24 protein-coding genes and 2 pseudogenes are annotated in these 26,086 nt (G+C 63.1%); 6 read left to right on the top strand and 20 right to left on the bottom strand.

Translation table 11 applies throughout. From position 1 onward, the window contains the following. Positions 1–256: 256 nt before the first annotated feature. The 7 genes and pseudogenes from uxuA to F3H26_RS19895 all read right to left on the bottom strand — a co-directional run bounded on the left by uxuA (position 257) and on the right by F3H26_RS19895 (position 4,461). On the bottom strand, positions 257–1,306 hold the full coding sequence (gene uxuA, locus F3H26_RS14025; protein WP_316635681.1) for a mannonate dehydratase: 1,050 nt from the start codon (positions 1,304–1,306) through the stop codon (positions 257–259). A gap of 37 nt (positions 1,307–1,343) precedes the next feature. Next, positions 1,344–1,412, bottom strand: a pseudogene (locus F3H26_RS19905) (hypothetical protein); the annotation flags it as partial. Positions 1,413–1,452: 40 nt separating this feature from the next. After that, the gene (locus F3H26_RS14020) at positions 1,453–2,361 is read right to left on the bottom strand and encodes a sugar kinase (protein ID WP_149776644.1); all 909 of its coding nucleotides are present in this window, start codon (positions 2,359–2,361) and stop codon (positions 1,453–1,455) included. Positions 2,362–2,442: 81 nt separating this feature from the next. Then, positions 2,443–3,186: an SDR family NAD(P)-dependent oxidoreductase gene (locus F3H26_RS14015; RefSeq protein WP_149776643.1), complete on the bottom strand. Its 744-nt coding sequence runs from the start codon at positions 3,184–3,186 to the stop codon at positions 2,443–2,445. Positions 3,187–3,227: 41 nt separating this feature from the next. Beyond that, positions 3,228–4,097: an NAD(P)-dependent oxidoreductase gene (locus tag F3H26_RS14010; RefSeq protein ID WP_149776642.1), complete on the bottom strand. Its 870-nt coding sequence runs from the start codon at positions 4,095–4,097 to the stop codon at positions 3,228–3,230. Between the two features lie 31 nt (positions 4,098–4,128). Then, positions 4,129–4,290 (bottom strand): cupin domain-containing protein, encoded by a 162-nt coding sequence (locus tag F3H26_RS19900; RefSeq protein WP_316635680.1) that lies wholly within the window; start codon positions 4,288–4,290, stop codon positions 4,129–4,131. Then, positions 4,291–4,461, bottom strand: coding sequence for a cupin domain-containing protein (locus F3H26_RS19895; RefSeq protein ID WP_316635679.1), 171 nt, complete (start codon positions 4,459–4,461; stop codon positions 4,291–4,293). Positions 4,462–4,853: 392 nt separating this feature from the next. Between F3H26_RS19895 and F3H26_RS14000 the strand changes: the two genes are divergently transcribed. After that, the gene (locus F3H26_RS14000; RefSeq protein ID WP_149776641.1) at positions 4,854–5,546 is read left to right on the top strand and encodes a GntR family transcriptional regulator; all 693 of its coding nucleotides are present in this window, start codon (positions 4,854–4,856) and stop codon (positions 5,544–5,546) included. A gap of 81 nt (positions 5,547–5,627) precedes the next feature. Here F3H26_RS14000 and F3H26_RS13995 read toward each other — a convergent pair. From F3H26_RS13995 to F3H26_RS13970, 6 genes and pseudogenes are all read right to left on the bottom strand, one after another. After that, a pseudogene (locus tag F3H26_RS13995) lies at positions 5,628–6,935 on the bottom strand (TRAP transporter large permease). Further along, complete coding sequence (locus tag F3H26_RS13990; protein WP_223162514.1) at positions 6,932–7,471, bottom strand: TRAP transporter small permease; 540 nt, start codon at positions 7,469–7,471, stop codon at positions 6,932–6,934. Before F3H26_RS13990 ends, F3H26_RS13995 begins: the two are co-directional and overlap by 4 nt. A 72-nt stretch (positions 7,472–7,543) precedes the next feature. Then, positions 7,544–8,545, bottom strand: a complete 1,002-nt coding sequence (locus F3H26_RS13985; RefSeq protein WP_149776640.1) for a TRAP transporter substrate-binding protein — start codon at positions 8,543–8,545, stop codon at positions 7,544–7,546. Positions 8,546–8,775: 230 nt separating this feature from the next. After that, a complete protein-coding gene (locus tag F3H26_RS13980) occupies positions 8,776–10,299 on the bottom strand; it encodes an MFS transporter (protein WP_149776639.1) in 1,524 nt (507 codons plus the stop codon). A 104-nt stretch (positions 10,300–10,403) separates the two neighbouring features. Further along, positions 10,404–10,757, bottom strand: coding sequence for a hypothetical protein (locus tag F3H26_RS13975; protein WP_149776638.1), 354 nt, complete (start codon positions 10,755–10,757; stop codon positions 10,404–10,406). An 11-nt stretch (positions 10,758–10,768) separates the two neighbouring features. Next, a complete protein-coding gene (locus F3H26_RS13970) occupies positions 10,769–11,530 on the bottom strand; it encodes a DUF6478 family protein (protein WP_149776637.1) in 762 nt (253 codons plus the stop codon). Between the two features lie 222 nt (positions 11,531–11,752). Between F3H26_RS13970 and F3H26_RS13965 the strand changes: the two genes are divergently transcribed. The 4 genes from F3H26_RS13965 to F3H26_RS13950 are packed head-to-tail and all read left to right on the top strand — an operon-like array spanning position 11,753 to position 18,006. Then, positions 11,753–14,833 carry an ABC transporter transmembrane domain-containing protein gene (locus F3H26_RS13965; RefSeq protein WP_149776636.1) on the top strand — a complete coding sequence of 1,027 codons (3,081 nt, stop codon included), beginning with the start codon at positions 11,753–11,755 and terminating at the stop codon, positions 14,831–14,833. Continuing rightward, on the top strand, positions 14,830–15,732 hold the full coding sequence (locus F3H26_RS13960; RefSeq protein ID WP_149776635.1) for a CPBP family intramembrane glutamic endopeptidase: 903 nt from the start codon (positions 14,830–14,832) through the stop codon (positions 15,730–15,732). Before F3H26_RS13965 ends, F3H26_RS13960 begins: the two co-directional genes overlap by 4 nt. A 58-nt stretch (positions 15,733–15,790) precedes the next feature. After that, positions 15,791–16,735: an acetyl-CoA carboxylase, carboxyltransferase subunit beta gene (gene accD / locus F3H26_RS13955; protein WP_149776634.1), complete on the top strand. Its 945-nt coding sequence runs from the start codon at positions 15,791–15,793 to the stop codon at positions 16,733–16,735. Further along, a complete protein-coding gene (locus F3H26_RS13950; RefSeq protein ID WP_149776633.1) occupies positions 16,732–18,006 on the top strand; it encodes a bifunctional folylpolyglutamate synthase/dihydrofolate synthase in 1,275 nt (424 codons plus the stop codon). The genes accD and F3H26_RS13950 overlap by 4 nt, the downstream gene beginning before the upstream one ends. Positions 18,007–18,068: 62 nt before the next feature. Here the strand turns inward: F3H26_RS13950 and zapE are convergent, their stop codons facing one another. Further along, positions 18,069–19,127, bottom strand: a complete 1,059-nt coding sequence (gene zapE, locus F3H26_RS13945; RefSeq protein ID WP_149776632.1) for a cell division protein ZapE — start codon at positions 19,125–19,127, stop codon at positions 18,069–18,071. A gap of 145 nt (positions 19,128–19,272) precedes the next feature. Here zapE and F3H26_RS13940 point away from each other — a divergent pair, with 145 nt between their 5' ends. Next, positions 19,273–20,514, top strand: a complete 1,242-nt coding sequence (locus tag F3H26_RS13940) for an MFS transporter (protein ID WP_149776631.1) — start codon at positions 19,273–19,275, stop codon at positions 20,512–20,514. A gap of 2 nt (positions 20,515–20,516) precedes the next feature. Here F3H26_RS13940 and F3H26_RS13935 read toward each other — a convergent pair whose 3' ends face one another. From F3H26_RS13935 to mbfA, 6 genes are all read right to left on the bottom strand, one after another. Further along, entirely contained in the window at positions 20,517–21,137 is a 621-nt protein-coding gene (locus F3H26_RS13935) for an HAD family hydrolase (protein ID WP_149776630.1), read from the bottom strand. 73 nt (positions 21,138–21,210) lie between these two features. Further along, the gene (locus F3H26_RS13930; protein ID WP_149776629.1) at positions 21,211–21,666 is read right to left on the bottom strand and encodes a YaiI/YqxD family protein; all 456 of its coding nucleotides are present in this window, start codon (positions 21,664–21,666) and stop codon (positions 21,211–21,213) included. Further along, a complete protein-coding gene (gene sthA / locus F3H26_RS13925; RefSeq protein ID WP_149776628.1) occupies positions 21,663–23,132 on the bottom strand; it encodes a Si-specific NAD(P)(+) transhydrogenase in 1,470 nt (489 codons plus the stop codon). Before sthA ends, F3H26_RS13930 begins: the two co-directional genes overlap by 4 nt. Before the next feature lie 3 nt (positions 23,133–23,135). Then, positions 23,136–23,969 carry an S-formylglutathione hydrolase gene (gene fghA / locus F3H26_RS13920; protein WP_149776627.1) on the bottom strand — a complete coding sequence of 278 codons (834 nt, stop codon included), beginning with the start codon at positions 23,967–23,969 and terminating at the stop codon, positions 23,136–23,138. Positions 23,970–24,066: 97 nt separating this feature from the next. Next, the gene (locus tag F3H26_RS13915) at positions 24,067–24,996 is read right to left on the bottom strand and encodes an AEC family transporter (RefSeq protein ID WP_149776626.1); all 930 of its coding nucleotides are present in this window, start codon (positions 24,994–24,996) and stop codon (positions 24,067–24,069) included. Between the two features lie 43 nt (positions 24,997–25,039). Beyond that, on the bottom strand, positions 25,040–26,014 hold the full coding sequence (gene mbfA / locus F3H26_RS13910) for an iron exporter MbfA (RefSeq protein WP_149776625.1): 975 nt from the start codon (positions 26,012–26,014) through the stop codon (positions 25,040–25,042). Between the last annotated feature and the right edge of the window lie 72 nt (positions 26,015–26,086).

Raw genomic sequence — 26,086 nt, 5'->3', positions numbered from 1 at the left:
CCTTTTTCCTGCTTGGTGCGGTTGCTGCGGTTCAGGCAAAGGGTGCGGTCGCGCTCCAACGTGCCGCGCGAGGCCGTCCACGGTCACGGCCGGAAACAGCGTTTCCGCAACGGATTGCAGATATCTCTCTGCGTGGGCGCACAAAACGATCTTCTGGCCGCTTCACGCTTGATGGTGAAAGCGCGGATCAGCCAGATTTCAGAACGGTCGGATCGGGACCCGGCTTGCGCTTCACGTCCGGGCACGGCAGACGGTTTCAACCAGATGACAGCGCGGCCACGATGCCGCGCAGCTCGGCCAAGCCGCGCACGCGCCCGAACAGCGAATAACCGGGCTGGTAGGATTTGCCGACATCCGAGAACAATGCGTGACCGTGATCGGCGCGGAACGGAATGTCGGTTCCGGTGCGGCGCTCGGCCCGCAACAATTCGGCGATCACCGCCACAAGATCCACGTCGCCGTCCAGATGGGCGCTTTCATCAAAAGAGCCGTCGGCGCTTTTGGCAACATTGCGCAGATGCACGAAATGGATCCGGTCGGCAAAGGCGGCCGTGATGGCGACAAGATCGTTGTCAGGATGTGCACCCAGCGACCCGGTACACAGGGTCAGCCCATTGGCGGGTGCGTCGACGGTTTTCAGGATCCACTCCAGATCGGACCTGGTGGAGACAATGCGCGGCAGGCCAAGAATGTCGCGTGGTGGATCGTCGGGGTGCACGCACAGCTTCAGGCTCAGGTCGGTGGCGGTGGGCACGACCTCGGCCAGGAACCGCGCGTAATTGGCGCGCAGGTCGTCGTGGCCCAGGCCGTCATAGGATGCGATCACCCCGTGCAGGCCTTCGAGGTCGTATCTCGAAACCGCCCCGGGCAAACCCGACATGATCGCGTAGAGCAGGGCCGCGCGGTCCTCATCGCTGGCGCGTGCGAACCATCGCTTTCCCGCGTCGATCGCCTCGGGCGGATAGGTGTCCTCGGCTTCGGGCCGGTCCAGCATGCAGATTTCGAATGCCGCCATCCGGGCCGCGGAAAACCTCAGACGGGTGCCGCCGCCGCGCCCGGGGACATTCAGATCGGTGCGCGTCCAGTCAAGAACGGGCATGAAATTGTAGCAGACCGTGATTATACCCTCGGCGACCAGATTGGCCAACGATTGACGATAGGCAGCGAAAAGAGGTGCCAGATCCCCCGATCCGCGCTTGATGTCTTCGTGGACGGGCAGGCTTTCGACCACGTCCCAGGTCAGTCCGGCGGCCTGGATCTCGACCTTTCGCGCGGCGATCAGGTCTTGCCCCCCAGGTCGTGCCATAGGGGACAGCATGCAGGGCCGAAACCACGCCCGCCGCGCCGGTCTGCACGACATCGGACAGCGCGATGCTGTCGAATTCTCCGAACCATCTCCAAGTCTCGCGCATTGTGCGGCCCTTTTCGTGTATCCCTGTCGGGGGTGTTGAGTCAGCGTTTCCGGGTCGGATCGACCGGAACCAGGGCGCCGGGCTCTTGAACGACCCGGGCCGCCAGATCGCAGGCGCGTTTGATGCGCGTGGCGATCGGCGCGCCTTCGATCAGACCGGCCAGGATTTCGGCGTTGAAACTGTCTCCGGCGGCCGTGGTGTCCACGACCTTTCCAAGCGGTTCTACCGGAACGTCGCCCGACAGCCCGGCGTGGGCATAGTGAACCGGGTCGGCGCCATTCTTGACGATCACCGTTGTCGCTCCGGCATCGACATAGCGTGACACTGTGGCCTGGGGGCTGTCATCCGCAAACCATCGGGCTTCGTCCTCGTAGGACGGCAACACGATGTCGGATACGGCTCCGCCCTGCATGACGGTCTTCGGCATCTCATCCACTTGCGCCCATAGCTGTGGCCTGAGGTTGGGATCGAAGACGATGGTTTTGCCCGACGCCCGTGCGACCTTCAGGGCGCTCAGCAAGACGGCCCGTTGGGCCGGGTCCAGAATCGCAAGCGTGATGCCCGAGAAACAGATCACGTTCGACGCCGCGCATGCGGTCTCCAGCCGCGACGGATGTTCGAGCATCCGACGCGCCGCGGATTGGCCGCGCCAATAGGAAAAACTGCGCTCACCGTGGTTCAGCGAAATGAGGTACAGCCCCACGGTTCCGCCCTGGATGACCTGGACAAGGGAGTCGTCCATTCCGCCGGAGGTCGTTGCCGACCGCATTTGCGCCGACAACGCATCGTCGCCGACGGCGGTGAAATAGGCGACATCGGCCTGCGGACAGACCCGTGCCAGATACCAGGCAGTGTTGAAGGTATCGCCCGCAAATCCAAGTCGGAACTGGCCGGTTTCGCCCACCGGCGACAGTTCGGCCATGCATTCACCAATTGCCAGAACGCGCATCTTTCCCATCCGATCCAGAGTTGATCCGCCATTCAAGCATCCCGGACACCCGGTCGAAAGGCCGGGATGCCATGGGCCGGATCACGAAAACAGAACACCCCCGTTGATGTCGACATTGGCGCCGGCAATGAACGACGAATCATCGCAAGCCAGGAACAGGACCAGGTTCGCGGCATCTTCCGGCACACCCTGACGTTTCACCGGTGCCGCCGCCTCGAACGCCCGCCGGGCCGGGTCGGGCGTGTGAACGTTGTGAAAGTCGGTGTCGATCATCCCCGGGCACAGCGCGTTGACACGGATCCTGGGGCCCAGTTCCTTGGCAAGCCCGCGCGTCATCGTCATGATCGCGCCCTTCGACGTGGCATAGGCAACTGCGCCGGCCCCGCCGCCGTCATGCCCGGCCTGGCTGGCCAGGTTGACGATCGTTCCCGTGTCCATGTGGGGCAGGCAGGCTTTGATCATCAAAAAGATGCTGGTCAGGTTCAGGTCGATTACCGACTGCCAGTGCTCCAGCGACATGTCCGCGATGGTCTTGCGGGCGACCAGGCCGCCGGCGTTGTTCACGAGAATGTCGATGGCGCCGAAGGCCTCGACCGTTTTCGCCACCAGGTTTTCCGCGTCATCGGCCTTGGACAGATCCCCTTGAACGGCAATGGCTTTGCGACCCATCGCCGCGATTTGGGTGACGGTTTCGTCAGCGCCGGCCCGGCTTGAAAAATAGCTGATCGCGACATTTGCCCCTTCCGAGGCCAGTTTGACGGCACAGGCCCGCCCGATGTCGCGGCCGCCGCCGGTGACGATTGCAGTTTTTCCTTGCAGTTTCATCTCTGTGCCTTTCGAAATTGGTCGCACTGTGGGTCTTGGAGTCAGGTCGAGAGCGTCCTGAAATAGTCAAAGATTTCCGGGACGTTACCTGCCCCGAGCCCAGCATCCACCGCCGCCTGAAGATTGTTCGAAGTGCCTTCGGCGATCTCTACACGCGTGCCGAGGTCTTCGACCATCCTCAGGAAATATCCCAGATCCTTGTTGGCGTTGTTGATCGAGAACCCAAGATCGCTCTGGCCGTCGACCGCGTAGTTCTTGCAGAACGCCATGAACGGCGAGTTGGAGGGGCCGGCCGACATGATGTCATAGAGCTGCCGCGTGTCGACCCCGGCCCGTTCGGCCACGGCGAATGCCTGGCTCATTGCGCAGACCGTGGTCATGCCCATGAAATTGTTGATCAGCTTGGTCACATGTCCGGTCCCGAGCGGGCCGAGGTAGAAAACATTCTCGCCCTGCTGGTCCAGAGCCGGCTTGACCCGGTCGAATACGCCCCTGTCACCGGCCGCCATGATATTGAGATGACCGTCCCTGGCATGGGCAGGCGTGCGGCCCAACGGTGCGTCGATCATGCCCGCGCCCTTTTGCGCCAGGGCCGCGCCGATCTTGCGGGTCGATGCGGGGATCGAGGTGCCATAGTCGATCACCACGGCGCCGGGCCGGATTCCCGCCAGAATTCCATCCTCTCCGAAGACGAGCCCTTCGACAACTTCGGAGGTCGTCAGGCACAGCATCACGATGTCGCTGGCCTGAGCCAGTTCGCGGGCCGAAACCGCCGCGCGGGCCAGCACTCGGTCGACGGCATCCCGGTCGAGATCCATGACGACCAGGTCGAACCCTCTGTTCTGAAGGTTTTCGACCATGTTGCCTCCCATCAGGCCAAGGCCGACAAATCCGATCACTGGTTTGGTCATGGGTGCTCCTTTCGGTTCCGGAAGCTGTTTTTCAAAGAAAATCCCGGCGGCACGGCGTGAACATGTCGATCAGTGTTCCCGATTCCAGGCAGGCGGCCCCGTGCACGATGTTCGGTTGTTTGTAGAGCGAGTCTCCGGCCGCGACCGTGTAGGTTTCGTCGCCCACCGTGAACTCGAACTTCCCCGAGACCACTTAGGTGACCTGTTCATGTGGGTGGCTGTGCAGGGGGGCCACGGCGCCTTTTTCGAACTGGACTTCGACACACATCAGGTTGTCGTTGTTTGCGCCAACCTTCCGTGTCAGCCCATCACCGGCGCTGACGGTCTTGCCATCGGCGGCTGGGAAATAGTTCTGGACCGTCATGTCTTCCTCCGGACGTCGTCGTCGAAAATCTGTCAGTCTCGAGGTGCGCTTGCGTAAGCAGGCCAAGCCCCAAAGCGGCGCGGACCTTGCCCGGGCGCCGGGCATGTCCTTTCGGGCCGGCGCCCGCCCCGGCTCTCTCAGGAACCGGCGGGTCAAATCCGCATCACACGATTCGATGAATGTCTCATCTAGTATACTAGTTAGCTAACTGGGATACTAGTAGAGATTTTGTGGCTGACAGGGCGAAACCGTATAGACTGATGCCGAAACGGAACGACGGCCAACGGTTCATGGTTGGTGGTATTGGCAGCGAATGAGGGCTAATATCCGCCGACGCAATGATCATTGACGGGCAACACGCAGAAGGTCGCCTGCGGCATTGGAGACTGATGATGGCACATGCAACCCGGATTGGAGAACGAAGAACCAGCGTCGATGCCATCTTCGACTATCTTCACGAGCAGATTCTGACATTGAACCTGCGTCCGGGCGACAAGATTTCCGAAGCCGATATCGCGGCCAAATTCGGTGTTTCGCGGCAACCGGTTCGGGATGCATTCAGCCGGTTGGCCAATCTTGACCTTCTTCTGATCCGACCCCAGCGGGCGACCGAGGTGAAACGTTTCTCGAGGCGCGAGATCGCCAAGTCGCGTTTTGTCCGGGCCGCGATCGAAAAAGAGGTGCTGGGCCGTGCCGCAACATATTGCGATGCGGACTGCGGCGCCTTGCTGGATGCGCAGTTGGACAACCAGAAGCAGGCCGTCGACGGTGGGGATGTCGAAAGATTCGGCGAGCTCGACTATGCGTTTCACAAGACGTTGTGCGCCATTGCCAAGGCCGAATTCGCATTTGACGTCATCAAGAGTGAAAAGTCGAAGGTGGACCGGCTGTGCATGCTGGGACTTTCAAAGGAACACCGCATGCCGGAACTGTTCGAGGATCATCGCGCGATAGCGCGGGCCGTGAAGGCCAACGATGCGGATACGGCCATCCAAGTCGGCATGCTTCACCTGTCCCGGCTGGACGAAACGATCGAGCGGATTTCGGCGTCGAATTCCAGCTATTTCGAACCCGACGACGCGTAGGCACCTGTTTGTGACTGATGGTCCCGGAGCCGGGCCGCCGCGTGTCTGCACCCGGCGACCCGTTGGGCATCGGGCTGTGTCTCAGATCGCGGCTGGCATGATCTGGCGCGGCAGCCACAGTGCGATTTCGGGAAACAGCATCACCAGAAGCAGGATCACCAGCATCGGCAGCAGGATGATGGCCACGTCCCGCAAGACGCGTATGACGTTGATTTCCCCGATTGCAGCCGCGATCAAAAGGCACAAGCCGTAGGGCGGCGTCACCAGTCCAAAGGCCAGCGAGATGATTCCGATGACCGCGAAAACGACCGGATGAATCTCGGCCGCCGCTGCCACGGGCATCAACACCGTGCCAAGAATGATGATCGTGGGAATGGCGTCGATGAACAGGCCGAACAGCAGAAACAGCGCGGCAATGACCAGGGACGTTCCGACGGGGCCGAAATGATAGCTGGTCAGCAGGGCCACGATCAAAGCCGGCACCTTGAAGAACGCCAGCAATCAGCCAAAGGCCGATGCCGTTCCGATGGCGAACAGCGAGATCGACGCAAAGCGGCCGGTGTCGTAGAAGATGTGCCACAGATCCTTGGGGTGCACGGTCTTGTAGACGAACAGGCCCAGGATCAATGCATAGGCCGCTGCGATGATCGCGCTTTCGGTGGGTGTGACGATACCGCCGACGATGCCCCCGACGACAAAGGCCGGCGTCAGCAACGCGAGAAACGATCCGCGGAAGGCCTCCCAGAAATCGCGCAGTGTGGGGCGTAGTGCGACCGGATAGTCGCGTGACTTGGCATAGCCATAGACCGTCATCAGCATGGTCAGTCCGATCAGGAGGCCCGGTATCGCGCCGGCAAGAAACAAGGCGCCGACCGAAACCTGCATCACGCCGCCCCAGACGACCATCAGGATGCTTGGGGGAATGATCACGCCCATCACCGAGGAGCAGGCTGTGATCGCAACGGAAAACCGCGTGTCGAACCCCGATTTGACCATGGCCGGAATCAGGATCTTGCCGATCCCCGCCGCATCGGCGGTGGACGACCCTGAAATTCCGGCAAACAGCATCGATACGGCCACGTTCACATGCCCCAGCCCGCCCGGTAGCCAGCCGGTCAGTACCCGGGCAAAATTGATCAGCCGGTCGGTGATCTGCCCGGAATTCATCAGGTTGGCCGCCAAGAGAAAGAAGGGCACCGCCAGCAGGATGAAGGAATTGTAGGATTGGAACATCCGGTCCAGAACGATGAACGGTGTCAGGCGCAGATCCAGAACCACAAGCGGTACGGTCGATATCCCCAGGGCGAAGGCCACCGGCACGCGCAGCAGAACGAGAATGAGGATGCCTCCGACCAGGATCGAGCAGGCCAGTCCGGTAGATACGATCATGACGACATCTCTCTGTCTTCGGCGTCACCGGACAGTTCTCCGGCCCGGTAGGCCACGATCATCAGCCACAGCTTGGCGCCCGCGAACAGCGCCCAGAAAGCGCCGGCGACTGGGACCGAAATGAAGGTCCACAGCTTGTTGGCCCCCATCATGACCGTGTGCTGAAGCGCCCCGAATTTCGCGTATTCGATCCCGTAGACGGCGAACATCAGGCCGAAACCGAAAATCATCAACTGAACGAACCCCAACTGCACCAGCCGAAGGGTCGGGCGCCGGGCGGTGGGGATGACTTCGACATCGAAATGGGTTCCGTCCCAGACCGCCAGCATCGAGCCGATCATGACCACCCACACGAACAGAAAGGTCGCAAGTTCTTCGGTCCACAGATAGACCGGCAGCAGGCCGGTATAGCGGGCGATCACCTGCTGCGCGACCGGAATGGCCAGCAGGATCATCAGCCCGCCGACCAGAAAGCGCAGACCCCGGCACAGCAGGTCGATCGCGCGCACCAGGCTGGATTGCGTCGCTGTATTCAAGCCCGTACCCCCCCTTTGTTCTTTCCTTGCGTGCCGCGCCTCTGATACGTGAACAGGGGCGCGGCTTTGGCCTTATTTGGCGCGAATGGCGGCCAGCAATTCGGTTGCGCCGATCTCGGCCGCATAGGCATCCTGCACCGGCTTCACCAGTTCCAGCAATTTGTCGCGGTCTTCGAAGGCGTTGACATGGATCAGCCCGGCGCCTTCCATTTCTTTCAGCTTGATCCCGTCTTCACGCGATTCCAGTGCACGGCCGAAGGCGCCTGCCTCTTTGCCGGCTTGCAGAATCACCGCCTGCAGATCTTCGGGCAGTTGGCGGAACGTCTTGCCGGACATGACGATCGGACGCACGGTGATCGTGTGCTGCGTCAGCGCGACATAGGGCGTCACCTCGTAAAATTTCAGGTCCTGCACGCTGGCGGCTTCGTTTTCAAAGCTGTTGATCACGCCGGTCTGGATGGCGTTGTAGACTTCGTTGTAGGCAATGGCCGAAGGATTGGCCGACAATGCCGAAAAGGTGCGGGCCTGGATCGGCGCACCCATCACACGCATCTTGAAACCGGCCAGTTCCTCGAGATTGTGAGTCGGGTGATCCGACAGCAGGTTGCGGACTCCGCCGCCGGTATAGCCGATGATCTTGATGTCGGCTTTCTCCAGCAATTCGTCCTCCAGCGGCTTGAGCACATCGCTGGACAGCACCGCGTTCCAGTGATCGAGATCGCGGAACAGGAACGGCATGTCCATCAGCGGAATCGACGGAGCGAAAACGGCCATGTTCGACGGTGCCATGATCGTATAGTCGACCGCCACGTCCTGCTGAAGGAAGGTGACATAGTCGGACTCGACCCCAAGTTCGCCGTTCAGGCGCAGGTCGAACTGGACGTCTCCGTCATAGTTTTCCTTCACCAGGCGTTCGAATTCGCGCAGGGTTTTCGTGAATGCGTGGCTTTCATCGAACATGCTGGCGCCGCGCAGGGTGACGGTATCGGCCTGGGCAACCATCGGTGCTGCCGCGACGGACAAGGCCAACGTGGCGCCGCGCATGATCCTGGCGGCAAAATTTGCGATCTTCATGTAGTCCTCCCGAATTTTCCGTTTGCCCCCAAACCTTTGCAGACCCAGGCGCCGAGTCGTGAACCGCGGATTTTGGTCCTTGGCGCCGGCATGCCAGCATTAGGTCGTCCAGAACACTAGTATATTGATTGATGGATTTTCTCGTCCCGACCGGCGTCCCGCGACAAAACCCCATGGGAACGACCGCGCCGGCGAAATCGACAATGTCCGCGCAACGTCGAACGTGCGTTTTACGCAACTTTGTGGAGTTTTCTCTCGTCCAGCAGCAAGGCGAGGATGAGGCCCATCGAAACCGAAATGGTGGCAAACACGAAGGCCATGTTCATGCCTGCATCGAATGCCGTGGCAATGGCGGATTTGACCGTCTCGGCCTGGTGCGCATCCAGCTTGCCCATGATGGCCTGTGCTGTCCGGGTCGTCAGGGTGCCGCTATTGATCGCCTTCTGGTCGGCGGCCGGCATGTCGATGCCCGCCTTGGCGAGCTGAGTACCGAGACTGGACAGGCTGGCCGTGTACATGATCGCGGTGGCCACCGCGACCGACACCGCGCCATAGACCAGATGTACCATGAAGCTGAGACCCCCCACCAGCCCGGCGCGCTCGGGCCGGACGGCACACACGGCGGCCGTACCCGAAGGCCCGACCGTCAGCGTGGCCCCCAGCCCGATCAGCGCCATTCCCGGCAGGATCTGCAGGTATCCCAGGCTCATCGGAAGGATGACGATGCTGGCGGCGCCGGCCGTGGCCGACAGGTACCCCCAGAACATGAGCCGTTTGGGGCCAAAGTCGTTGTACAGCGTGCCCGACACGATCGAACCGACGGCCAGCAGAACCGTCAGAGGCGCCAGTCCCAAGGCGGATTCGAAAGCCGACCAGCCCAGGACCTTTTGCATGTATTGCGGAAAATACAGCAGCCCGACGAAGGCGGCCGAGACATTGAACATGTTCAGCCCCAGCGTGATCCGGAATTGCCGGTTCTGCATCATCTGCGGCAGCAGCAGCGGTTGGCGTACACGTTTTTCGACCCGCGAAAACAGGCCCAACAGCACCGCGCTGAGGAAAAACACTGCCAGCAGCGGAGCCGAGAGCCACCCCCAGTCGGCCCCGACATCCAACCCGTAGAGCAACAGCAGAACCGCCATCGACAAAATGCCCATTCCGGCAAAATCGATGTGTTCGCCGGTCTTGTGATCGGTCTCGCGCGGGATCAGGGCCAGCGTGGTGCCCGTCGATACGGTTGAAAACACCACATTGGCCAGGAAGAACAGGCGCCAGTCCCCCAGATTGACGACGAACCCGCTGATAATCGGGCCAAAGACATTGCCGCTGGTGACGCCGGCCAGGATCAGGCCCATCACCAGCGCGCGGTGTTCGTCCCGCGCGACCTTGGTGGCGCCCAGGGCCAGGGTGCATGGCCAGATGCACCCGGCGCCCACCCCCTGCAACGCCCGGGCGCCGATCAGGAAATCCAGGTTCGGTGCGATGAGGCGCAGAACCGACGAAAACAGAAACACCGACAGGCCGATCAGCATGACCTTGCGGTGACCGTACAGGTCTCCCAGCCGCCCGCCCGCAACCATGGTCATGGCAAAGAACAGGGCATAGATGTTCAGAACCCATTGGGTGCTGGTGATGTCGGCGTCGAAGGAATTCTCGATCGCGGGCACCAGCATCAGGGCACCGGTAAAGTCGATCCCGATGCCGAAGGCGGTCACCATCAACGCGATGACCTTGATGATGCTGTCGCGTTCCATGACGCATCCGAGCCGTTTCGAATGCCTCATCAAGCCATACATCGCGTCAAATTGACAGGTCGCAGTTCGGGTCGCCCCGTGCGGCCGGGCGGATCGGGGCGGGATTACCCGTGGTTCATTCTGCGCACGACGCGTTTCAGCATGTCCAGTTCGGCCCGCAGCAGTTCAAGCTCGGTCCGGATGTCGCCCGAGGCCGGCTCCCCCGAAATCACCGAAAAATCGCCCAGTTTCGACTGGCGCTCGCAATCCCAGATGGTGACGCAATGCACCCCGTCCGACAGCAGGGCCGGCGGTACCGGAACCCGCAGCATCCAGCCCGCGTCGTTCGGAGTGATCTCGACGCCCGGCAGCGCCTCGCCCAGATACCGGGCCTCGACCCGGGGCTCCGATGTGGCGGTCAGCTGTCCCTCCCAGACGGCGTTTTCGAACCGGATCGGTACAAGCTCAGCTTGGGTCATGTCGGTGTCCTTCACAGATCGGCACGATGATAGCGGCACAGGGTCAGGTCGCGAATGACCAACCGGTTCATGGCCGGCTGATCCAGGATCAGATCCAACCAGATCTTCTGGACCCGCCGTTCGTTCAGTTCCAGGTGGGCCAGGTCGAAATCCACCGTTGAAACCTCGGATCCGGGCGGCAGTTCCCGAAGGACCTGTTCGGTGTTCGGGCCGTGTTGGATATTCAGACGCGCAAATATCCGCGCCGGACGTTCCTGTTCCGACTGGACGCTGGCGCGGAACATGTGCTGGCGGCTGAGGGCGGTCCGGGCCTCGGACGGCAGTTCGACAGACACCGACAGGAACGAACCCCGGAAATCGAACACATCCAGCGCCAGACCGAACGGGGCCAGATCGCGATCATCGCTGTTGCGCAGCTGCCGCATGCCGATCTCGGCCCGCGGGCAGTCGTGAAAGATGGTCGTCTGTCCATCCAGCCGGTCCTGCCGCGCGACCGGACAGACGCCCCGCCCGGGCATCGGCCCGCGCCACACGTCGGGGCGCCACGACCAGTCCGTGCCCAGCGGTTTGGGGAATTGTCTTGACCCGATCCGGGGCCGCATCAGGCGGCTGTCAGCCTCATGAATCAGTCGATCGAGCTGGAACCGCAGCAGGCGCGCCTGATCGCGCTGCAGGCGCAGTTGCGGCAGGCTGGCGGTGCCCGCGGCCGCGGCCGCCCGGCGCCATCGGTCCAGCACCTTTCGGTTGAAGTAACGTGTCAGAAGCTTGCGCATGAGCCCGTGCATCGAGAAACGCCACCTCTTTAGTCGATTTGCCGGGGCGGGATAAACCCGCCTTCGTGCGGGGTGCTGCAAAATTCGCGGCGACGCGGTGCGGGCGGAACAATTTTCCCGGTGTTCTTGAAATGGCCCCGGTCAAAGCTTACCGTCAGGCACCCGGCCGCAGTGGAACCTTTGCAACGGGCCGCAATCCAAAACGTCAAGACAAGGCCGGGCATGGAACCCACCCTCTTTGCATTCATCTGGAAGCATTCGAAGAAACAGCAGTTCATCCTTCTGTTTCTGACCGTGATTTCCTTCCCATTCCTTTACGCCTCGCTCGAGCTGCCCAAGCGGATTATCAACGACGCGATCGGTGCCACGGGCAACACGGTGACGTTTTTCGGCGTGACGGTGACGCAGGTTCAGTACCTGATGATCCTGTGCCTTGCGTTTCTGGGGACGGTGATCGCAGGCGGCATCATGAAAATGCGGATCAACACGATGAAGGGCATCGTGGCCGAACGCATGTTGCGCCGCCTCAGGTTCACCCTGATCCGGCGGATGCTGCGATTTCCGAAACCGTATTTCTCGTCGACCAGCCAGGGCGAACTGGTGTCGATGATCACTTCCGAGGCCGAGCCGCTGGGCGGGCTGATGGGCGATGCCATCGCCCAGCCGGTCTTCCAGTTCGGCCAGATGATGACCATCGTGACCTTCCTGTTCATGCAGAGCGTGTGGTTCGGGCTGGCCGCGATCGCGCTGATCCCGTTGCAGGCCTGGCTGATCCCGCGCCTGCAGCGCCAGATCAACCTGTTGAACAAGGAGCGCATCCAGGAAATCCGGCACCTGAGCACCGAGATCGGCGAGACCGCGGCCGGTATCAGCGATCTGCGGGTGAATGGCGGTTGGCGGTACCGGCTGGCCCAGTTCAGCCATCGGCTGGGAACCCTGTTCGAGATTCGCGTGAAGATCTACAACAAGAAGTTCTTCATGAAGTTCCTCAACAACCTGATCACCCAGTTGACGCCTTTTCTGTTCTATTCGATCGGCGGGTATCTGGCGATCTCCGGCAAGGTCACGGTGGGGGCTCTGGTTGCGGCACTGGGCGCCTACAAGGACCTCAGCGGACCCTGGCGCGACCTGCTGACCTATTACAACCAGGTGCAGGACATGTCGCTGCGCTGGCAGGTCGTGACCGAACGCTTCAACCCCGACAACATGATCCCCGAGGAGCTGTTCGAAGGTGAACCCGACACCATCCCGCATCTGCATGGCGACATCGAACTGAAGAACGTCACCGTCCGGGACGAGGACGGCAAGATCGTTCTGGAAGATATCGACCTGACCATTCCCAGCAAGGCGCGGGTGGCGATCAAGGCCTCGCACGAATCCGAGCGGCGCGCCCTGGCCGAACTGCTCACGCGTGAGGTCTTGCCCGCCCAGGGCGAGGTCATTCTGTCGGGCCACAAGCTGGACGAGCTGCACCAGGCCGTGATCGCCGCCCGCATCGGTTATGCGCATTCGCGGCCCTACCTGTTCAGCGGGACCTTGGGCGACAACCTGCTGATGCCCCTGCGCAACCATCCGCAGCACGAAGCGGAGGATGGCAAAGCGCCATCGCGCTACGCGATCGAAGCGATCCGGTCGGGCAATCTGCCCGATTCGCTGGCCGACGACTGGGTTGACCCCAGTCTGGCGGGGCTGGACAGCGTAGAGGACATCCGGGACTGGTGGTTCAAACTGGTCGAGGCGATGGGTCTTGACGAATTCATGCTGCGCCGAACGCTGCGGTCGCAGTTCGACCCCCGACAACATCCCGATCTGGCCGAAGACATCGTCCGGCTGAGGCCGAAGGTCGCCGAACGGCTCAGGGAAAAGGGGCTGGACAAATACGTCTTTCGGTTCGACCCGGACCAGTTCAACCCGGCTGTCCCGCTGGGGGGAAACCTGTTGTTTGCCTCGCCTCTGGATGACATTTCCGCCGACCTTCTGGCCGGGGATGCCCGGTTTCTGGAAATGCTTCGGGCGCATGATCTGGATCGCGACGCACTGAGCATCGCCAGCGCGGTGCTGGACACGCTGAACCAGACCTTCGGCCGCGAAGGCGCCGATCACCCTCTGTTCCTGCGGCTGGGGCTGTCGAAGGACCTGTATCACCGGCTGCTCGACATCGAGGAGCGCCGCCGCAGCCAGGGCGAGGACAGCCTGTCGGAGCGCGAGAAGGCCTTGCTGTTGACGGTTCCGTTCATGCTGACGGCCGAACAGATCGGGCCGAGCTTTCCCGAGGAATACAAGGACAAGATCCTGAAGATCCGCAAGACCCATGCCGACAGCCTGCACCGGTCGTTCGACGGGTTGTTCGTCAAGGTCGGGCCGGATGTGTACGTCCCGCGCCTGACGGTGATGGAAAATGCCATCTACGGCCGCGTATCGCTGACTGCGGGCAGTCACGACCGCGAGATCGAGGACGTGGTCGCCGAGGTGTTGAACGAGGCCGGGCTGCGCCGGCGGCTGGCGGCCATCATCTATGATCTGCCCACCGGTCTGGGCGGGGCCAACCTGCCGACGGTGTTTCAGGAAAGGGCGGCCTTTTCCCGCGCCGCGATCAAGCGGCCGGACATTCTGATCCTGGACAAGGCGCTGGCCAGTCACGATTCCGAAAGCCGGCATCAGACCCGCATGAAGCTGCGGCAGCTGTTGCCCGATTCGATCATGATTTTCATGGAGGATCATTTTTCCCACCCCGAGGCCTATGACCTGTATCTCGAGATCAAGGACGGGCGCATCGACGGGGTTTCGCGGGCGGACCTGCCGGTCGAAGATGGCGCTTCGGACGACTTCACCCGCAAGCTGAAGGTGATTGCCGCCACCGAACTGTTCTCACGGCTGGATGGCCGCAACCAGCGGCTCTTGGCCTTTTCGGCAAAATGGTACGACGCGGCGGCCGGGCAGGTCATCTTTGCGCGCGGGCAGACGCCGGATGCGGCCTATCTGTGCGTATCCGGCCAGGCCAGCCTGGAATGGACCAAGCCCGACGGCGAAAAGCGGCGCATCTCGACCGTCGAGCCCGGACGCCTGATCGGAGATCTGTCGATCATTACCGGCGTGCCCCGGCAAATGGATCTTGTCGCCCTGACCGATTGTTCGTTCCTGCGCATCGGCGCCGAGGAACTGAGAGCCGTCATCGAAAGCGATCCCACGGTGGCCGTCAGCCTGCTGGAAACGGTTGCGGGCTATCTGACCTCGGTATCCGAACGGTTCCTTGCAGCAGATATCGAGCTTCCCCCAGAGGTCGAAACCGGGGCTGGCGGATGACCGAGCCCGGCAAAGCGAAACGCGCCTATGCGGCGCATGAGGCGCTGGTCGCCCCGGTGCGCGCCTGCGCGGCCTTGTGGCGGTTGTTCGGCGGGGTGGCCCTGGTGGTCGCGACCGTCATCGCGTTGAACCTGGTTCTGTTCGCCGCCGTGGTCGGCCTGGCCCCGCCGGACCAGGTGGCCGGGTTCCAAAGCGGCGCGTCGCCGATGGCGGTGTTGATCCTGCTGTTCAGTTTCGGCTTCGTCACGCTGGCGGTGGCGCTTGCCGTCCGCCAGTTCCAGAATCGCAGCCTGTGGTCCGTCATCGGGCCCCGGCGCGTGGCGGTGGCCCAGTTCTGGCGCGTTCTGCGCGCGCTGCTGGTCCTCGGCGTCGTGCTGTTCCTGCTGCCGCCCTATGACATGGGCGCCCCGTTCGAACCCAATTTGCCGATCGGGCTGTGGCTGGGTCTGCTGCCGCTGTCTCTGGCCGCGGTCCTGATTCAGACCAGCGCCGAGGAGATTCTGTTCCGCGGCTACCTGCAACAGTCGCTGGCGGCACGGTTTCGTTCACCCGTGATCTGGATCGGCGTTCCCGCGGTTCTGTTCGCGGTCGGCCACTATGCGCCCAATGCCGCCGGCGAAAACGCGGCGCTGGTTGCGGTCTGGGCCTGCGTGTTCGGTGTGCTCAGCGCCGATCTGACCGCTCGCGCCGGGACTTTGGGGCCCGCCATCGCCCTGCATTTCGCCAACAATGTCACGGCATTGCTGATCGTGTCTCTGCCCGACAGCCTTGGCGGGCTGGCGTTGTTTCACCTGCCGTTCGACATGTCCGATACCGGGCTCCTCCGGCAATGGCTGTTTGCCGACTTCGGCGTGATGATCGTCGGGTGGCTGACGGCCCGACTTGCGCTCAGGCGCTGATTGCATTTCCTTCCGTAGCGTCTTATTTGACTGCAACCCGCATCAGCAAGGTTCCGACATGAACTGGATCACGAATTACGTCCGCCCCCGGATCAACTCGATCTTTTCCCGCCGTGAGGTGCCCGAGAATCTCTGGCACAAATGCGACGAGTGCGGAACGATGCTGTTCCACCGCGAGCTGGCGGACAACCAGAATGTCTGCACCCAGTGCGGACACCACATGCTGATCACCCCGCGCGAACGGTTCAAGCATTTGTTCGACGGCGGCATCTTCACCGAGGTTTCCGTCCCCACCCCCACGGCAGACCCGCTGCAGTTCCGCGATCAGAAGAAATACCCCGACCGCATGAAGGCGGCCCAGAAAAAGACTGGCGAGAAAGAGGCGATGCTGGTCGCCACCGGCGAAATCGGCCGCACGCCGATCGTGGCCGCGGCGCAGGACTTCTCTTTCATGGGCGGGTCGATGGGCATGTATGTGGGCAACGCCATCATCGCCGCCGCACAAGAGGCGGTAAAGCTCAAGCGCCCGCTGATCCTGTTCTCCGCCGCCGGCGGCGCCCGGATGCAGGAAGGCATCCTCAGCCTCATGCAGATGCCGCGCACCACCGTCGCGGTGCAGATGCTGAAAGAGGCCGGCCTGCCCTATATCGTCGTCCTGACCCATCCCACCACCGGCGGGGTGACGGCGTCCTACGCGATGCTGGGCGATGTTCACATCGCCGAGCCGAACGCCCTGATCTGTTTCGCGGGCCCGCGGGTGATCGAACAGACGATCCGCGAGAAACTGCCCGAGGGCTTCCAGCGCGCCGAATATCTGCTGGATCATGGCATGCTGGACCGTGTCACCAAACGGACCGAGCTGCGGGACGAGCTGATCACGATCACCCGGATGCTGATGGGCCTGCCCCCGGCGGTCAAAGGAGATCTGCCTGCCCCGAAGGCGGGCGTGGCCGAACAGCCTGACGCGCAGGCCAAGCCTGCCGAAGACCAGCCCAAGAAATGACCGCGCCCACATCCGACGTCATCCTCGACCGGATGATGGCGCTGCACCCCAAGATCATCGATCTGACCCTGGACCGTGTCTGGCGTCTGCTCAAGGCCCTGGGCAACCCGCAGGACAAGCTGCCCCCGGTGATCCATATCGCCGGCACCAACGGCAAGGGCTCGACCCAGGCGATGATCCGCGCCGGGCTGGAAGGGGCCGGACTGACGGCCCATGCCTATACCTCGCCGCATCTGGCACGCTTTCACGAGCGCATCCGCCTGGCGGGCAAGCTGATCTCGGAACCCGACCTGACCGCCGTTTTGGATGAGTGCTACACCGCCAATGGCGGCGAGAACATCACCTATTTCGAAATCACCACCTGCGCGGCGCTGCTGGCTTTCTCCCGCGTATCTGCCGACTACACGCTACTCGAAGTCGGGCTTGGCGGACGACTCGACGCCACCAACGTAGTCGCGAACCCCGCAGTTACCGTCATAACCCCCATCTCGATCGACCACGAACAGTTCCTGGGCAACACGCTGGCCAAGATCGCCGCCGAAAAGGCCGGCATCATCAAACGCGGCGTGCCCTGCATCGTCGGCCCGCAGCCGGACGAAGCGATGGAGGTCATCGAGGCCACTGCCGCCCGCCTCGGCGCTCCGCTGCTGGCTTACGGACAGCACTGGCACATCTACGAGGAACATGGCCGCCTGATCTACCAGGACGAAAACGGCCTGCGCGACCTGCCGCTGCCGAACCTGCTGGGCGCGCACCAAGTCCAGAACGCCGGCGCCGCGCTGGCGGTCCTGCGCCACCTCGGCCTGGGCGACGAGGCTTACGAGGCAGCGGTCACCCGCGCCGAATGGCCGGCCCGGATGCAGCGCCTGAAGACCGGCCCGCTGGTCGACCAAGCGCCCCAGGCGGAACTCTGGCTCGACGGCGGCCACAACGCCGCCGCCGGACAGGCGCTGGCGGATGTCCTGGCCAAGCTGCCGCCGCGCCCGACGCACCTGATCTGCGGCATGCTCAACACCAAGGACGTGACCGGCTACCTCGCGCCACTGGCCGAAAAGGCCGGTTCGCTTACGGCCGTTTCCATCCCCGGCGAGGCCAACACGCTCCCTGCCGAAGAAACCGCCGCCGCTGCCAAATCGGTGAACCTGCCCGCCACCACCGCCGACAGCGTGGCCGAAGCGCTGGCCGCGATCACCGCCCGCGACCCACAGGCCCGGGTCCTGATCTGCGGCTCGCTCTATCTCGCGGGGAACATCCTGCGCGAAAACGGCTGAGGCTTCATCTGGCTGGAAATATCCCGGGGGAGCCGCGCACAGCGCGGCGGGGGCAGCGCCCCCTATTGCCCCCAGTCCTGCGCCTGCATTTCCCGCAGACGTGATGCCGTGCGCTCGAACTCGAACGTTCCCTCGCCCTCGACATACAGCATCTCGGGCTCCGCCGCCGCCGAACAGATCAGCCGCACCTTCGCCTCGTACAGCGCGTCGATCAGCGTCACGAACCGCTTGGCCTCGTTGAAATTGTTGCGCGACAGGCGCGGGATGTCCTCAAGCACCAGCACCTTGACCGCCTCGGCAACGGCCAGGTAATCCCCCGGCCCCAACATCCGGCCGCACAGATCGTAGAACGAGGCCCGTGCCACACCATTGCGAAACGCAGGCAAAACCACTTCGCGCCCCTTGACGTGCAGGGTCAGGGGTTCGGCCGGCCCACCTGACAGGTCGGCCCACACAGCCCGGATCTTCTCCCGCGCTTCGGGTCCGATGGGCGTGAAATAGACCGGCGAGCCCTCGAGCCGGTTTTGCCGGTAATCCGTGGGCGAGGTCAGTTCCCGCACATCGAGTTGTTGCTTGATGTGGTGGATGAAGGGCAGGAACAGCTGCCGGTTCAGGCCATCCTTGTACAGATCGTCGGGATGACGGTTGGAGGTCGTCACAACGACGACGCCACCCGCATGCAGCAGGTCGAACAGCCGCCCGACGATCATCGCGTCGGTGATGTCGGTGATCTGCATCTCGTCAAAGGCCAGCAGGCGCACGGATTTCACGACCGAGGCCGCCACCGGCGCCAGTGCATCCTGCACGCCGGTTTCGCGCGCCTCATGCATGCCAGCGTGGATTTCCTGCATGAAGGCATGGAAATGGACGCGCCGGGCCGGAACTTCGCCCAGCGTTTCGACGAACATGTCCATCAACATGGACTTGCCGCGCCCCACGCCGCCCCACAGGTACAAACCCTTGGGCGGCGGCGGTGCCTTGCGGAACAGCCCGCGTTTCACCGGCGCGGCCAGTGCCGCCCGGATACGCTCGAACTGGGGCAGAACGGCCTCTTGCGCGTCGTCGCGGTTCAGGGTGCCATCGGCAACGCGGGCCTCGTACAACGAGATCATGTCGGTCATGGCCCGAGCCATAGCGCCCGCCCGCGCCGTTGAAAAGAAGGCATCCTCCGGCACGCATTAATTTTGGTTAATCGTGACCGCAAAACTCCTGAATTGACGAGCGGGCCCAAGCGGATACTGTCGGCGGGCTGAAACCGGAGGCCCCATGACCCCAACCGCCCGTCTGCTCAACCCGGTGCTGATCGTCGGATGCGTGATCATCACGGTCAGCTTCGCCGTGCGCGCCTCGTTCGGCGTGTTCCAGATTCCGATCGCCGAGGAGTTCGGCTGGCTTCGCACCGATTTCTCGCTGGCTATCGCGATCCAGAACCTGGCCTGGGGCATCGGCCAGCCGATCTTTGCCGCCATCGCCGAAAAGATGGGCGACCGGCGGGCGATCATTCTTGGTGCGCTGACCTATGCGGCGGGGATGGTTCTGTCGGCCTGGTCCGTTACGCCCTTCGGGCATCAACTTTATGCCTGGCTGGTGGGCTTCGGTATCGCGGGCACGGGCTTTGGCGTCGTGCTGGCGGTGGTCGGGCGGGCCTCGACGGATCAGAACCGCTCGATGTCACTGGCGATCGTGACGGCGGCGGGCAGCTTCGGGCAGGTGATCGGCGCGCCCACGGCCGAATGGATGCTGACTTTCCTGCCCTGGCAGCAGGTGTTCATCATCTTCGCCATTGCCATTCTGGCCCTTGTGCTGACGCTGCCTTTCATGCGCGCGCCCGCGCAGATCAGCAAGGCCGAGTTGGAGGAAAGCATGGGCCAGATCCTGGGGCGTGCCTTCCGCGACCCGTCCTATGCGCTGATATTCTTGGGTTTTTTCAGCTGCGGCTATCAGTTGGCCTTCATCACCGCGCATTTCCCGGCCTTCGTGACCGAGATGTGCGGCCCGATCCAGCCCGGTGGCGTGCTGCATTCGATGGGCATCACCACCACCTCGGCGTTGGGGGCGGTGGCGATCTCGCTGGTCGGGTTGGCCAATATCGGCGGCACCCTGTTGGCCGGCTGGGCAGGCAACCACTTCCCCAAGAAATACCTGCTGGCCGCGATCTATGCGGCGCGTACCGCCGCGGCCGCGGCTTTCATCCTGCTGCCGATCACGCCCATGTCGGTGATCGTGTTCTCGATCGTGATGGGCTCTTTGTGGCTGGCGACGGTGCCGCTGACATCGGGGCTGGTGGCGCATCTTTACGGCCTGCGCTACATGGGCACGCTTTACGGCGTGGTGTTCCTCAGCCATCAGATCGGCGGCTTTCTGGGCGTGTGGCTGGGCGGCCGGATGTATGACATCTACGGCGATTACACCGTCGTCTGGTGGATCGGCGTGGCCGTCGGCGCCTTCAGCGCGATCGTGCACCTGCCGATCCGAGAGAACCGCCCCGCGCAGCCCGTTGCCGCCTAGGATCAGGCGGCCTCGTCCGGGGTCAGCAGGCCTTCGGCCACCAAGCGGTCGGCCCAGCCTTGCGGGCCGTCGAAATGGTGGGTCTGCCATCCACGGCCACGGGCGGTTTCTATGTTGTCGATCCGGTCGTCGGTGAACAGCAGCGTCTCGGGCGGTAGGCCGCAATCCTGTTCGACCATCTGGTAGATCGGCGCATGCGGTTTGACCATCTTCATGCGCCCCGAGACATAGTGCCGGTCGAACTCGTTCAGGAACGGATAGACGGTTGTGGCATAGTCGAAATTCTGCACCCCGAAATTGGTCAGGGTAAAGACCGGCACGCCCTTGGCCCGCAGCGCGCGCTGCAGCCGGACCGAATGCGGGATCTCGGGCGCGGCCAGTTCGATCCAGTTGTCGTGCCACATGCGGATCTCATTGCGCCATTCGGGGTATTTCTCGGCCCAGGCATAGATCGTGTCGGTGAAGTGATGCCCCTGATCGACCAGGTCGTTCATGCCGTGCAGGTCGATGGCCGAGAACATTTCACGCCGCCGGTCCTCGCCGATCACGCGGTCATAATACCGCTCGGGCTGCCATTCGATCAGAACATTTCCGATGTCAAAAACGACCGCTTCTACGGGCATGGGGGTTCCTGTTCGCTTGTGTTGCGTTCGGGGCCGACTGAACCAACCCGCCGGGCGGGATGCAAGGCCAAACTCAGGCCCGCAGGGCGGCGCGCATCTCGCGCTCGAGCGCGTCCAGAAACCGCGATCGGTCGGCTTTGGAAAACGGTTTGCCACCGCCCCCGGCACCCAGCGGGTTGGCGGCGCGCAGATCCGCCATAAGATCGCGCATCGCCAGTTGCTGGCCGATATTGGCGGCGGTGAAGGCCTCGCCATTGGGGCGCAGCACGCGCGCGCCGGCCTCGACGCATTTGGCGGCCAACGGGATGTCCGAGGTGATGACGATGTCGCCCGCGCCGCACCGCTCGGCAATCCACTTGTCGGCCTCGTCCGCGCCCTGCGCCACGGTCACGATCTGAACCAGCGGGTTGGCCGAGGGGCGCAGCCCGCCATTCGCGACCATCACCATCGGCACCCTGTGCCGCGTGGCGACGCGCTCGGCCTCGGCCTTCACCGGGCAGGCGTCGCCATCGACATACAGGGTCGTCACGCCTGTTTGGCCTTCTTGGGCGCCAACTTTGCTGGCTCGGGCGTGTCCGATTTGCGCACCTTGAACTCGTCCGGGATCGGCATCCGGTTGAAGGCGTCAAGCCCGGCGATCTTGTAGGCCTCGGCCAGGGTCGGATAGTTGAAGGTGTTCTGCACGAAATAGTCCACCGTACCCTTCAGGTTCAGTACCGCCTGGGCGATGTGGATCAGCTCGGTCGCGCCTTCGCCGACGATCTGCACGCCAAGAACCCGGCGGGTTTTCAGCGAGAACAGCATCTTCAGCATCCCGTGCTCGAGCCCCATGATATGCCCGCGCGACGTCTCGCGGAACCGGGCCACGCCCACTTCGTAGGGAATGCCGCGTTCCTGCAGCTCTTCCTCGGACATGCCGCAGGTCGAGATCTCGGGCACCGAGTAGATGCCATAGGGGAACCACGGGCTTTCGGGCAAGGTGGGTGTCTCGAGCGCGTGGCAGGCCGCGACCCGGCCCTGCTGCATCGAGGTCGAGGCCAGCGAGGGATGCCCGATCACGTCCCCGGTGGCATAGATATGCGGCACCGAGGTCTGATAGGTCTTGCGATCGACCGAAATGCGGTTGCGGTGGTCGGTCTCGATCCCGACCGCTTCGAGGTTCAACGACGAGGTGTTGCCCATGCGGCCCGCCGCGAACAGCAGCATCTCGGCCCGGACATGGCGGCCATTGGCCATGGTGATCTCGACATGTTTGCCGGCGTCCTCGATCTTTTCCACGGCCGAGCCCAGGCGCAGGTCCACCCCGTTTTCGCGGATCTGGTGGGTAAATTCCTGGATCAGGGTCTTGTCGATGAAATCCAGGAAGGTCTCGCGCGGTTCGATCAGCGTCACCCGCACGTCCAACGCTGAGAACATCGTGGCGTATTCCACCCCGATCACGCCCGCGCCGATCACACAGAGCGAGCGCGGGATCTCGGCCATTTCCAGGAACTCGTCCCCGTCGACGATGGTCTTGCCGTTGAAGGGCACGTAATCGGGACGATAGGTCTTGGTCCCGGTGGCGATCAGGAACTTCGCAGCCGTCAGGCGGGTGGTGTCGCCCGCATCGGCGGTGACCTCGATCTCGTGCGGGCCGACGAAACGGGCCACGCCGTCCATGGTTTCAACGTGGTTGCGGTTGAACTGGTGTTCCAACACGTCAACCTCATAATCCAGCGTCATGTGCAGCCGGGCCTTGAGGTCCTCGGCGCGGATCTGATCCTTGACCCGGTACGAGCGGCCGTAAAAGCTGCGCTCGCGCCAGCCAGACAGGTTCAGCACCGTTTCGCGCAGGGTCTTCGACGGGATCGTACCCGTGTGCACCGACACGCCGCCCAAACGGTCACGGCGGTCAACAACCAGAACCTTGCGCTTCAGCTTGCCCGCCTGAATGGCGGCCGCGCGGCCCGATGGACCCGAGCCGATGATGATCAGGTCATAGTCGTATTTGCTCATCCCTCAGTCCCCATACAGCGCTTCGGCGTGGAAGGTGACGTGGTCCTCCATGAAGGTGGACACGAAAAAGTAGGAGTGGTCATAACCAGGCTGCAACCGGGTCGTAGCCTGTTGACGGCGCTCGGCGATGGCCTGTGCCAAGGCCTCGGGGCGCAGCAGGTCGATGAACTGGTCGTTGGTGCCGGTGTCGATCAGGATCGGGCCGTCAAAGCCCTTTTCCTTCATCATCAGCGTCGCGTCATGTTTGGCCCAGTCGGCCGGGTCGTCGCCCAGATAGGCGCTCAGCTGCTTGCGGCCCCAGTCGCTGGCCGTGGGGTTCGAGATCGGCGCAAAGGCCGAGACCGAACGGAAACGGCCCGGCAGGTTCATCGCCAGCGTCAGCGCGCCGTGGCCGCCCATGGAATGGCCGGTGATGGCCTGCCGGTCGCCGTCGATGGCGAAGTGTTCGACCAGCAGCGCGGGCAGTTCCTCGGCCACGTAGTCCCACATGTTGAAGTGCGGCGCCCAGGGTGCCTGCGTGGCGTTGACGTAGAACCCGGCGCCCTGGCCCAGATCGTAATCCTCATGATCGGCGACCCCCTCGCCACGCGGCGAGGTGTCTGGGAAGACCAGCGCGATGCCTTGTTCGGCGGCCCAGCCCTGCGCGCCGGCCTTGACCATCGCGTTTTCATGGGTGCAGGTCAGGCCCGACAGATACCACAGGACCGGAACCGGGCCGTCCTTGGCCTCGGCCGGAAGGAACAGGCCAAAGGTCATGTCGCACTGGCACGCCGCCGAGGCGTGGCGGTACACGCCCTGCACGCCACCGAAACAGGCGTTTTCGGAAAGGGTTTCCATCTGGCATCATCCTTATGTTGGCTTTGCGCCATGGCTAACGGGCAAGGGACGCCGCGTAAAGTGCGGCGGGCCGGGAACACGGTTTTTTTGTCCTGCTTCAGGGGGTCCCGACCCAGGCGATCACCAGGGGAATGGTCAAAATGCTGACCAGGGTCGACAGGAAGATGGCCGCCGAGGCCCGGTGCGGCGCCACCCCGTAATGCGCTGCCAGCATGTAGACGTTCCCGGCCACTGGCAGGGCGGCGGCGGAAATGGCGACGGCGGCGGCAAAAGGATCGGTCGGCAGCAGCCACAGCAGCACCACGGCCACACAGGCCGGATGCACGGCCAGTTTGCAAAAGCTGAGCCACAGCGCGATCTGAACCCGCTCGGCTGATTTGCTGGCCAGCGAGGCGCCGATGGCAAACAATGCGCCGGGCGTGGCGGCGCCGCCCAGAATGGTCAGAAAATCGTTCAGCGGGGCCGGCACCGGCATCTGCAGGGCCGACCAGATCAATCCGGCCGAGATCGAGACGATCATGGGGTTTTTCAGCAGTCCGACTCCGATGAGCCGCAGCGTGCCAACCGTCAGCTTTCCATCCCGCCCGCCATTGATCAGGATCACGATCAGAGAGGAAAACACCACCAGATCGACCGTCAGAACCAGCATGACCGGTCCGATGGCGGCTTCGGAAAACAGCAGGGCCAACATCGGCAGACCCAGAAAGCCCACATTGCCGATGGCCGCGCATTGCGCCTCGACCGCCGCGGTGGGGATGTCGAGCCCGCGCAGCCAGGCGACCAACGTGGCCAGCGCGTAAACGCCCGTCGTGCCGATCAGATAGCCCAGCATCAGCCGCGCATTGAAAATCTCGGCAAAGGGCAGCGTGGCGGCAAAGCGGAACAGCATCGCCGACAGCGCGAAATAGAACACGAACTTGGTCAGATAGGCCGTGGCGTCTTCGGTGAAGAACCGGCTGCGCCCGGCCCAGTATCCCAGGCCGATGATCGCAAAGAAGGGCAGGGTGCGCAGAAAGATATCGACCATGGGCGAAGTGGTAACATGATTTGACCGCTTCGCAAGCCGCGTGTCACCCGCTGCCGATCAATATCCCCGCCGCCAGCACCATCGCCCCGCCCAGAACCACCTGGAAGGCCGCGCGGAAGAACGGGGTTTCCATGTACCGGTTCTGAATCCACGCGATGGCCCACAGTTCGACGAACACGATGAAGAAGGCGATGATCGTCGCGGTCCAGAATTCGGGGATCAGATAGGGCAACGCATGCCCCAGCCCGCCCACGGTGGTCATCACCCCCGAAGCCAGCCCGCGTTTGACCGGCGATCCGCGGCCCGACAGTTCGCCATCGTCCGAGGCGGCCTCGGTGAAGCCCATCGAGATGCCCGCCCCGACCGAGGCGGCAAGACCCACCAGAAAGGTTGTCCACGGATCATGGGTGGCAAAGGCGGTGGCAAAGATCGGCGCCAGGGTCGACACCGACCCGTCCATCAGCCCCGCCAGCCCCGGCTGCACCCAGGTCAGAACGAATTGGCGGTGTGCGATGGCCTTCTCGGCCTCTTTCTCGTCCTGGCCCAGATGGGCCTGTTCCAATTCGTTTGCCGTGGCCTGATGCCCGGCCTCGGCCGCCGCCAGATCGCCCAGCAACTGGCGGGTTGCGGCGTCGGTCGTGCGCGCGGCGGCGGCCAGATAGAACCGTTCGGCATCGCGCTCCATCATCTCGGCCTCTTCGCGAATGCGCTCGATGCCCAGGTTCTCGACCAGCCAGATGGGGCGGCGGGCGTAGAACCCGGCGACGTGTTCGCGGCGGATCAGGGGAATGACCGGGCCGAATCGCTTTTCATGCAACGCGATCAGGCGACGGCGGTGCTCATCCTCTTCGGCGGCCATGCCATCGAAGATCTTCGCCGTGGCCGGATAGTCGGGCCGCAGCATTTCGGCGTATGACCGATAGATCCGCGCGTCGTCCTCCTCGGAGGAAATCGCAAGCGCTAGGATTTCCTGCTCGGTCAGGTCCTTGAAGTGTTTGCGTTGGGTGAAAAACCGCATCTTTGCCCCATCTTTAGAATGGTTCTAACATATCCGCCGCGGCAGGGCTTTCAACCCTTGCCGAAATGCGTT

It is taken from the genome of Ruegeria intermedia (genome assembly GCF_900129345.1).
GTDB classification, from domain to species: Bacteria; Pseudomonadota; Alphaproteobacteria; order Rhodobacterales; family Rhodobacteraceae; genus Ruegeria; species Ruegeria intermedia.
This window is presented reverse-complemented; position numbering and strand designations above follow the sequence as displayed.

Coding starts and splice junctions, on each gene's coding strand:
- uxuA (WP_316635681.1), bottom strand. CDS start 1,306: ATGGCACGACCTGGGGGGCAAGACCTGATCGCCGCGCGAAAGGTCGAG.
- mbfA (WP_149776625.1), bottom strand. CDS start 26,014: ATGCGGTTTTTCACCCAACGCAAACACTTCAAGGACCTGACCGAGCAG.
- F3H26_RS13985 (WP_149776640.1), bottom strand. CDS start 8,545: ATGAAGATCGCAAATTTTGCCGCCAGGATCATGCGCGGCGCCACGTTG.
- F3H26_RS14015 (WP_149776643.1), bottom strand. CDS start 3,186: ATGAAACTGCAAGGAAAAACTGCAATCGTCACCGGCGGCGGCCGCGAC.
- F3H26_RS14010 (WP_149776642.1), bottom strand. CDS start 4,097: ATGACCAAACCAGTGATCGGATTTGTCGGCCTTGGCCTGATGGGAGGC.
- F3H26_RS13950 (WP_149776633.1), top strand. CDS start 16,732: ATGACCGCGCCCACATCCGACGTCATCCTCGACCGGATGATGGCGCTG.
- fghA (WP_149776627.1), bottom strand. CDS start 23,969: ATGGAAACCCTTTCCGAAAACGCCTGTTTCGGTGGCGTGCAGGGCGTG.
- F3H26_RS13965 (WP_149776636.1), top strand. CDS start 11,753: ATGGAACCCACCCTCTTTGCATTCATCTGGAAGCATTCGAAGAAACAG.
- F3H26_RS13975 (WP_149776638.1), bottom strand. CDS start 10,757: ATGACCCAAGCTGAGCTTGTACCGATCCGGTTCGAAAACGCCGTCTGG.
- accD (WP_149776634.1), top strand. CDS start 15,791: ATGAACTGGATCACGAATTACGTCCGCCCCCGGATCAACTCGATCTTT.
- F3H26_RS19895 (WP_316635679.1), bottom strand. CDS start 4,461: ATGACGGTCCAGAACTATTTCCCAGCCGCCGATGGCAAGACCGTCAGC.
- F3H26_RS13970 (WP_149776637.1), bottom strand. CDS start 11,530: ATGCGCAAGCTTCTGACACGTTACTTCAACCGAAAGGTGCTGGACCGA.
- F3H26_RS13915 (WP_149776626.1), bottom strand. CDS start 24,996: ATGGTCGATATCTTTCTGCGCACCCTGCCCTTCTTTGCGATCATCGGC.
- F3H26_RS14020 (WP_149776644.1), bottom strand. CDS start 2,361: ATGCGCGTTCTGGCAATTGGTGAATGCATGGCCGAACTGTCGCCGGTG.
- zapE (WP_149776632.1), bottom strand. CDS start 19,127: ATGACCGACATGATCTCGTTGTACGAGGCCCGCGTTGCCGATGGCACC.
- F3H26_RS13980 (WP_149776639.1), bottom strand. CDS start 10,299: ATGGAACGCGACAGCATCATCAAGGTCATCGCGTTGATGGTGACCGCC.
- F3H26_RS13935 (WP_149776630.1), bottom strand. CDS start 21,137: ATGCCCGTAGAAGCGGTCGTTTTTGACATCGGAAATGTTCTGATCGAA.
- F3H26_RS13940 (WP_149776631.1), top strand. CDS start 19,273: ATGACCCCAACCGCCCGTCTGCTCAACCCGGTGCTGATCGTCGGATGC.
- F3H26_RS13960 (WP_149776635.1), top strand. CDS start 14,830: ATGACCGAGCCCGGCAAAGCGAAACGCGCCTATGCGGCGCATGAGGCG.
- sthA (WP_149776628.1), bottom strand. CDS start 23,132: ATGAGCAAATACGACTATGACCTGATCATCATCGGCTCGGGTCCATCG.
- F3H26_RS14000 (WP_149776641.1), top strand. CDS start 4,854: ATGGCACATGCAACCCGGATTGGAGAACGAAGAACCAGCGTCGATGCC.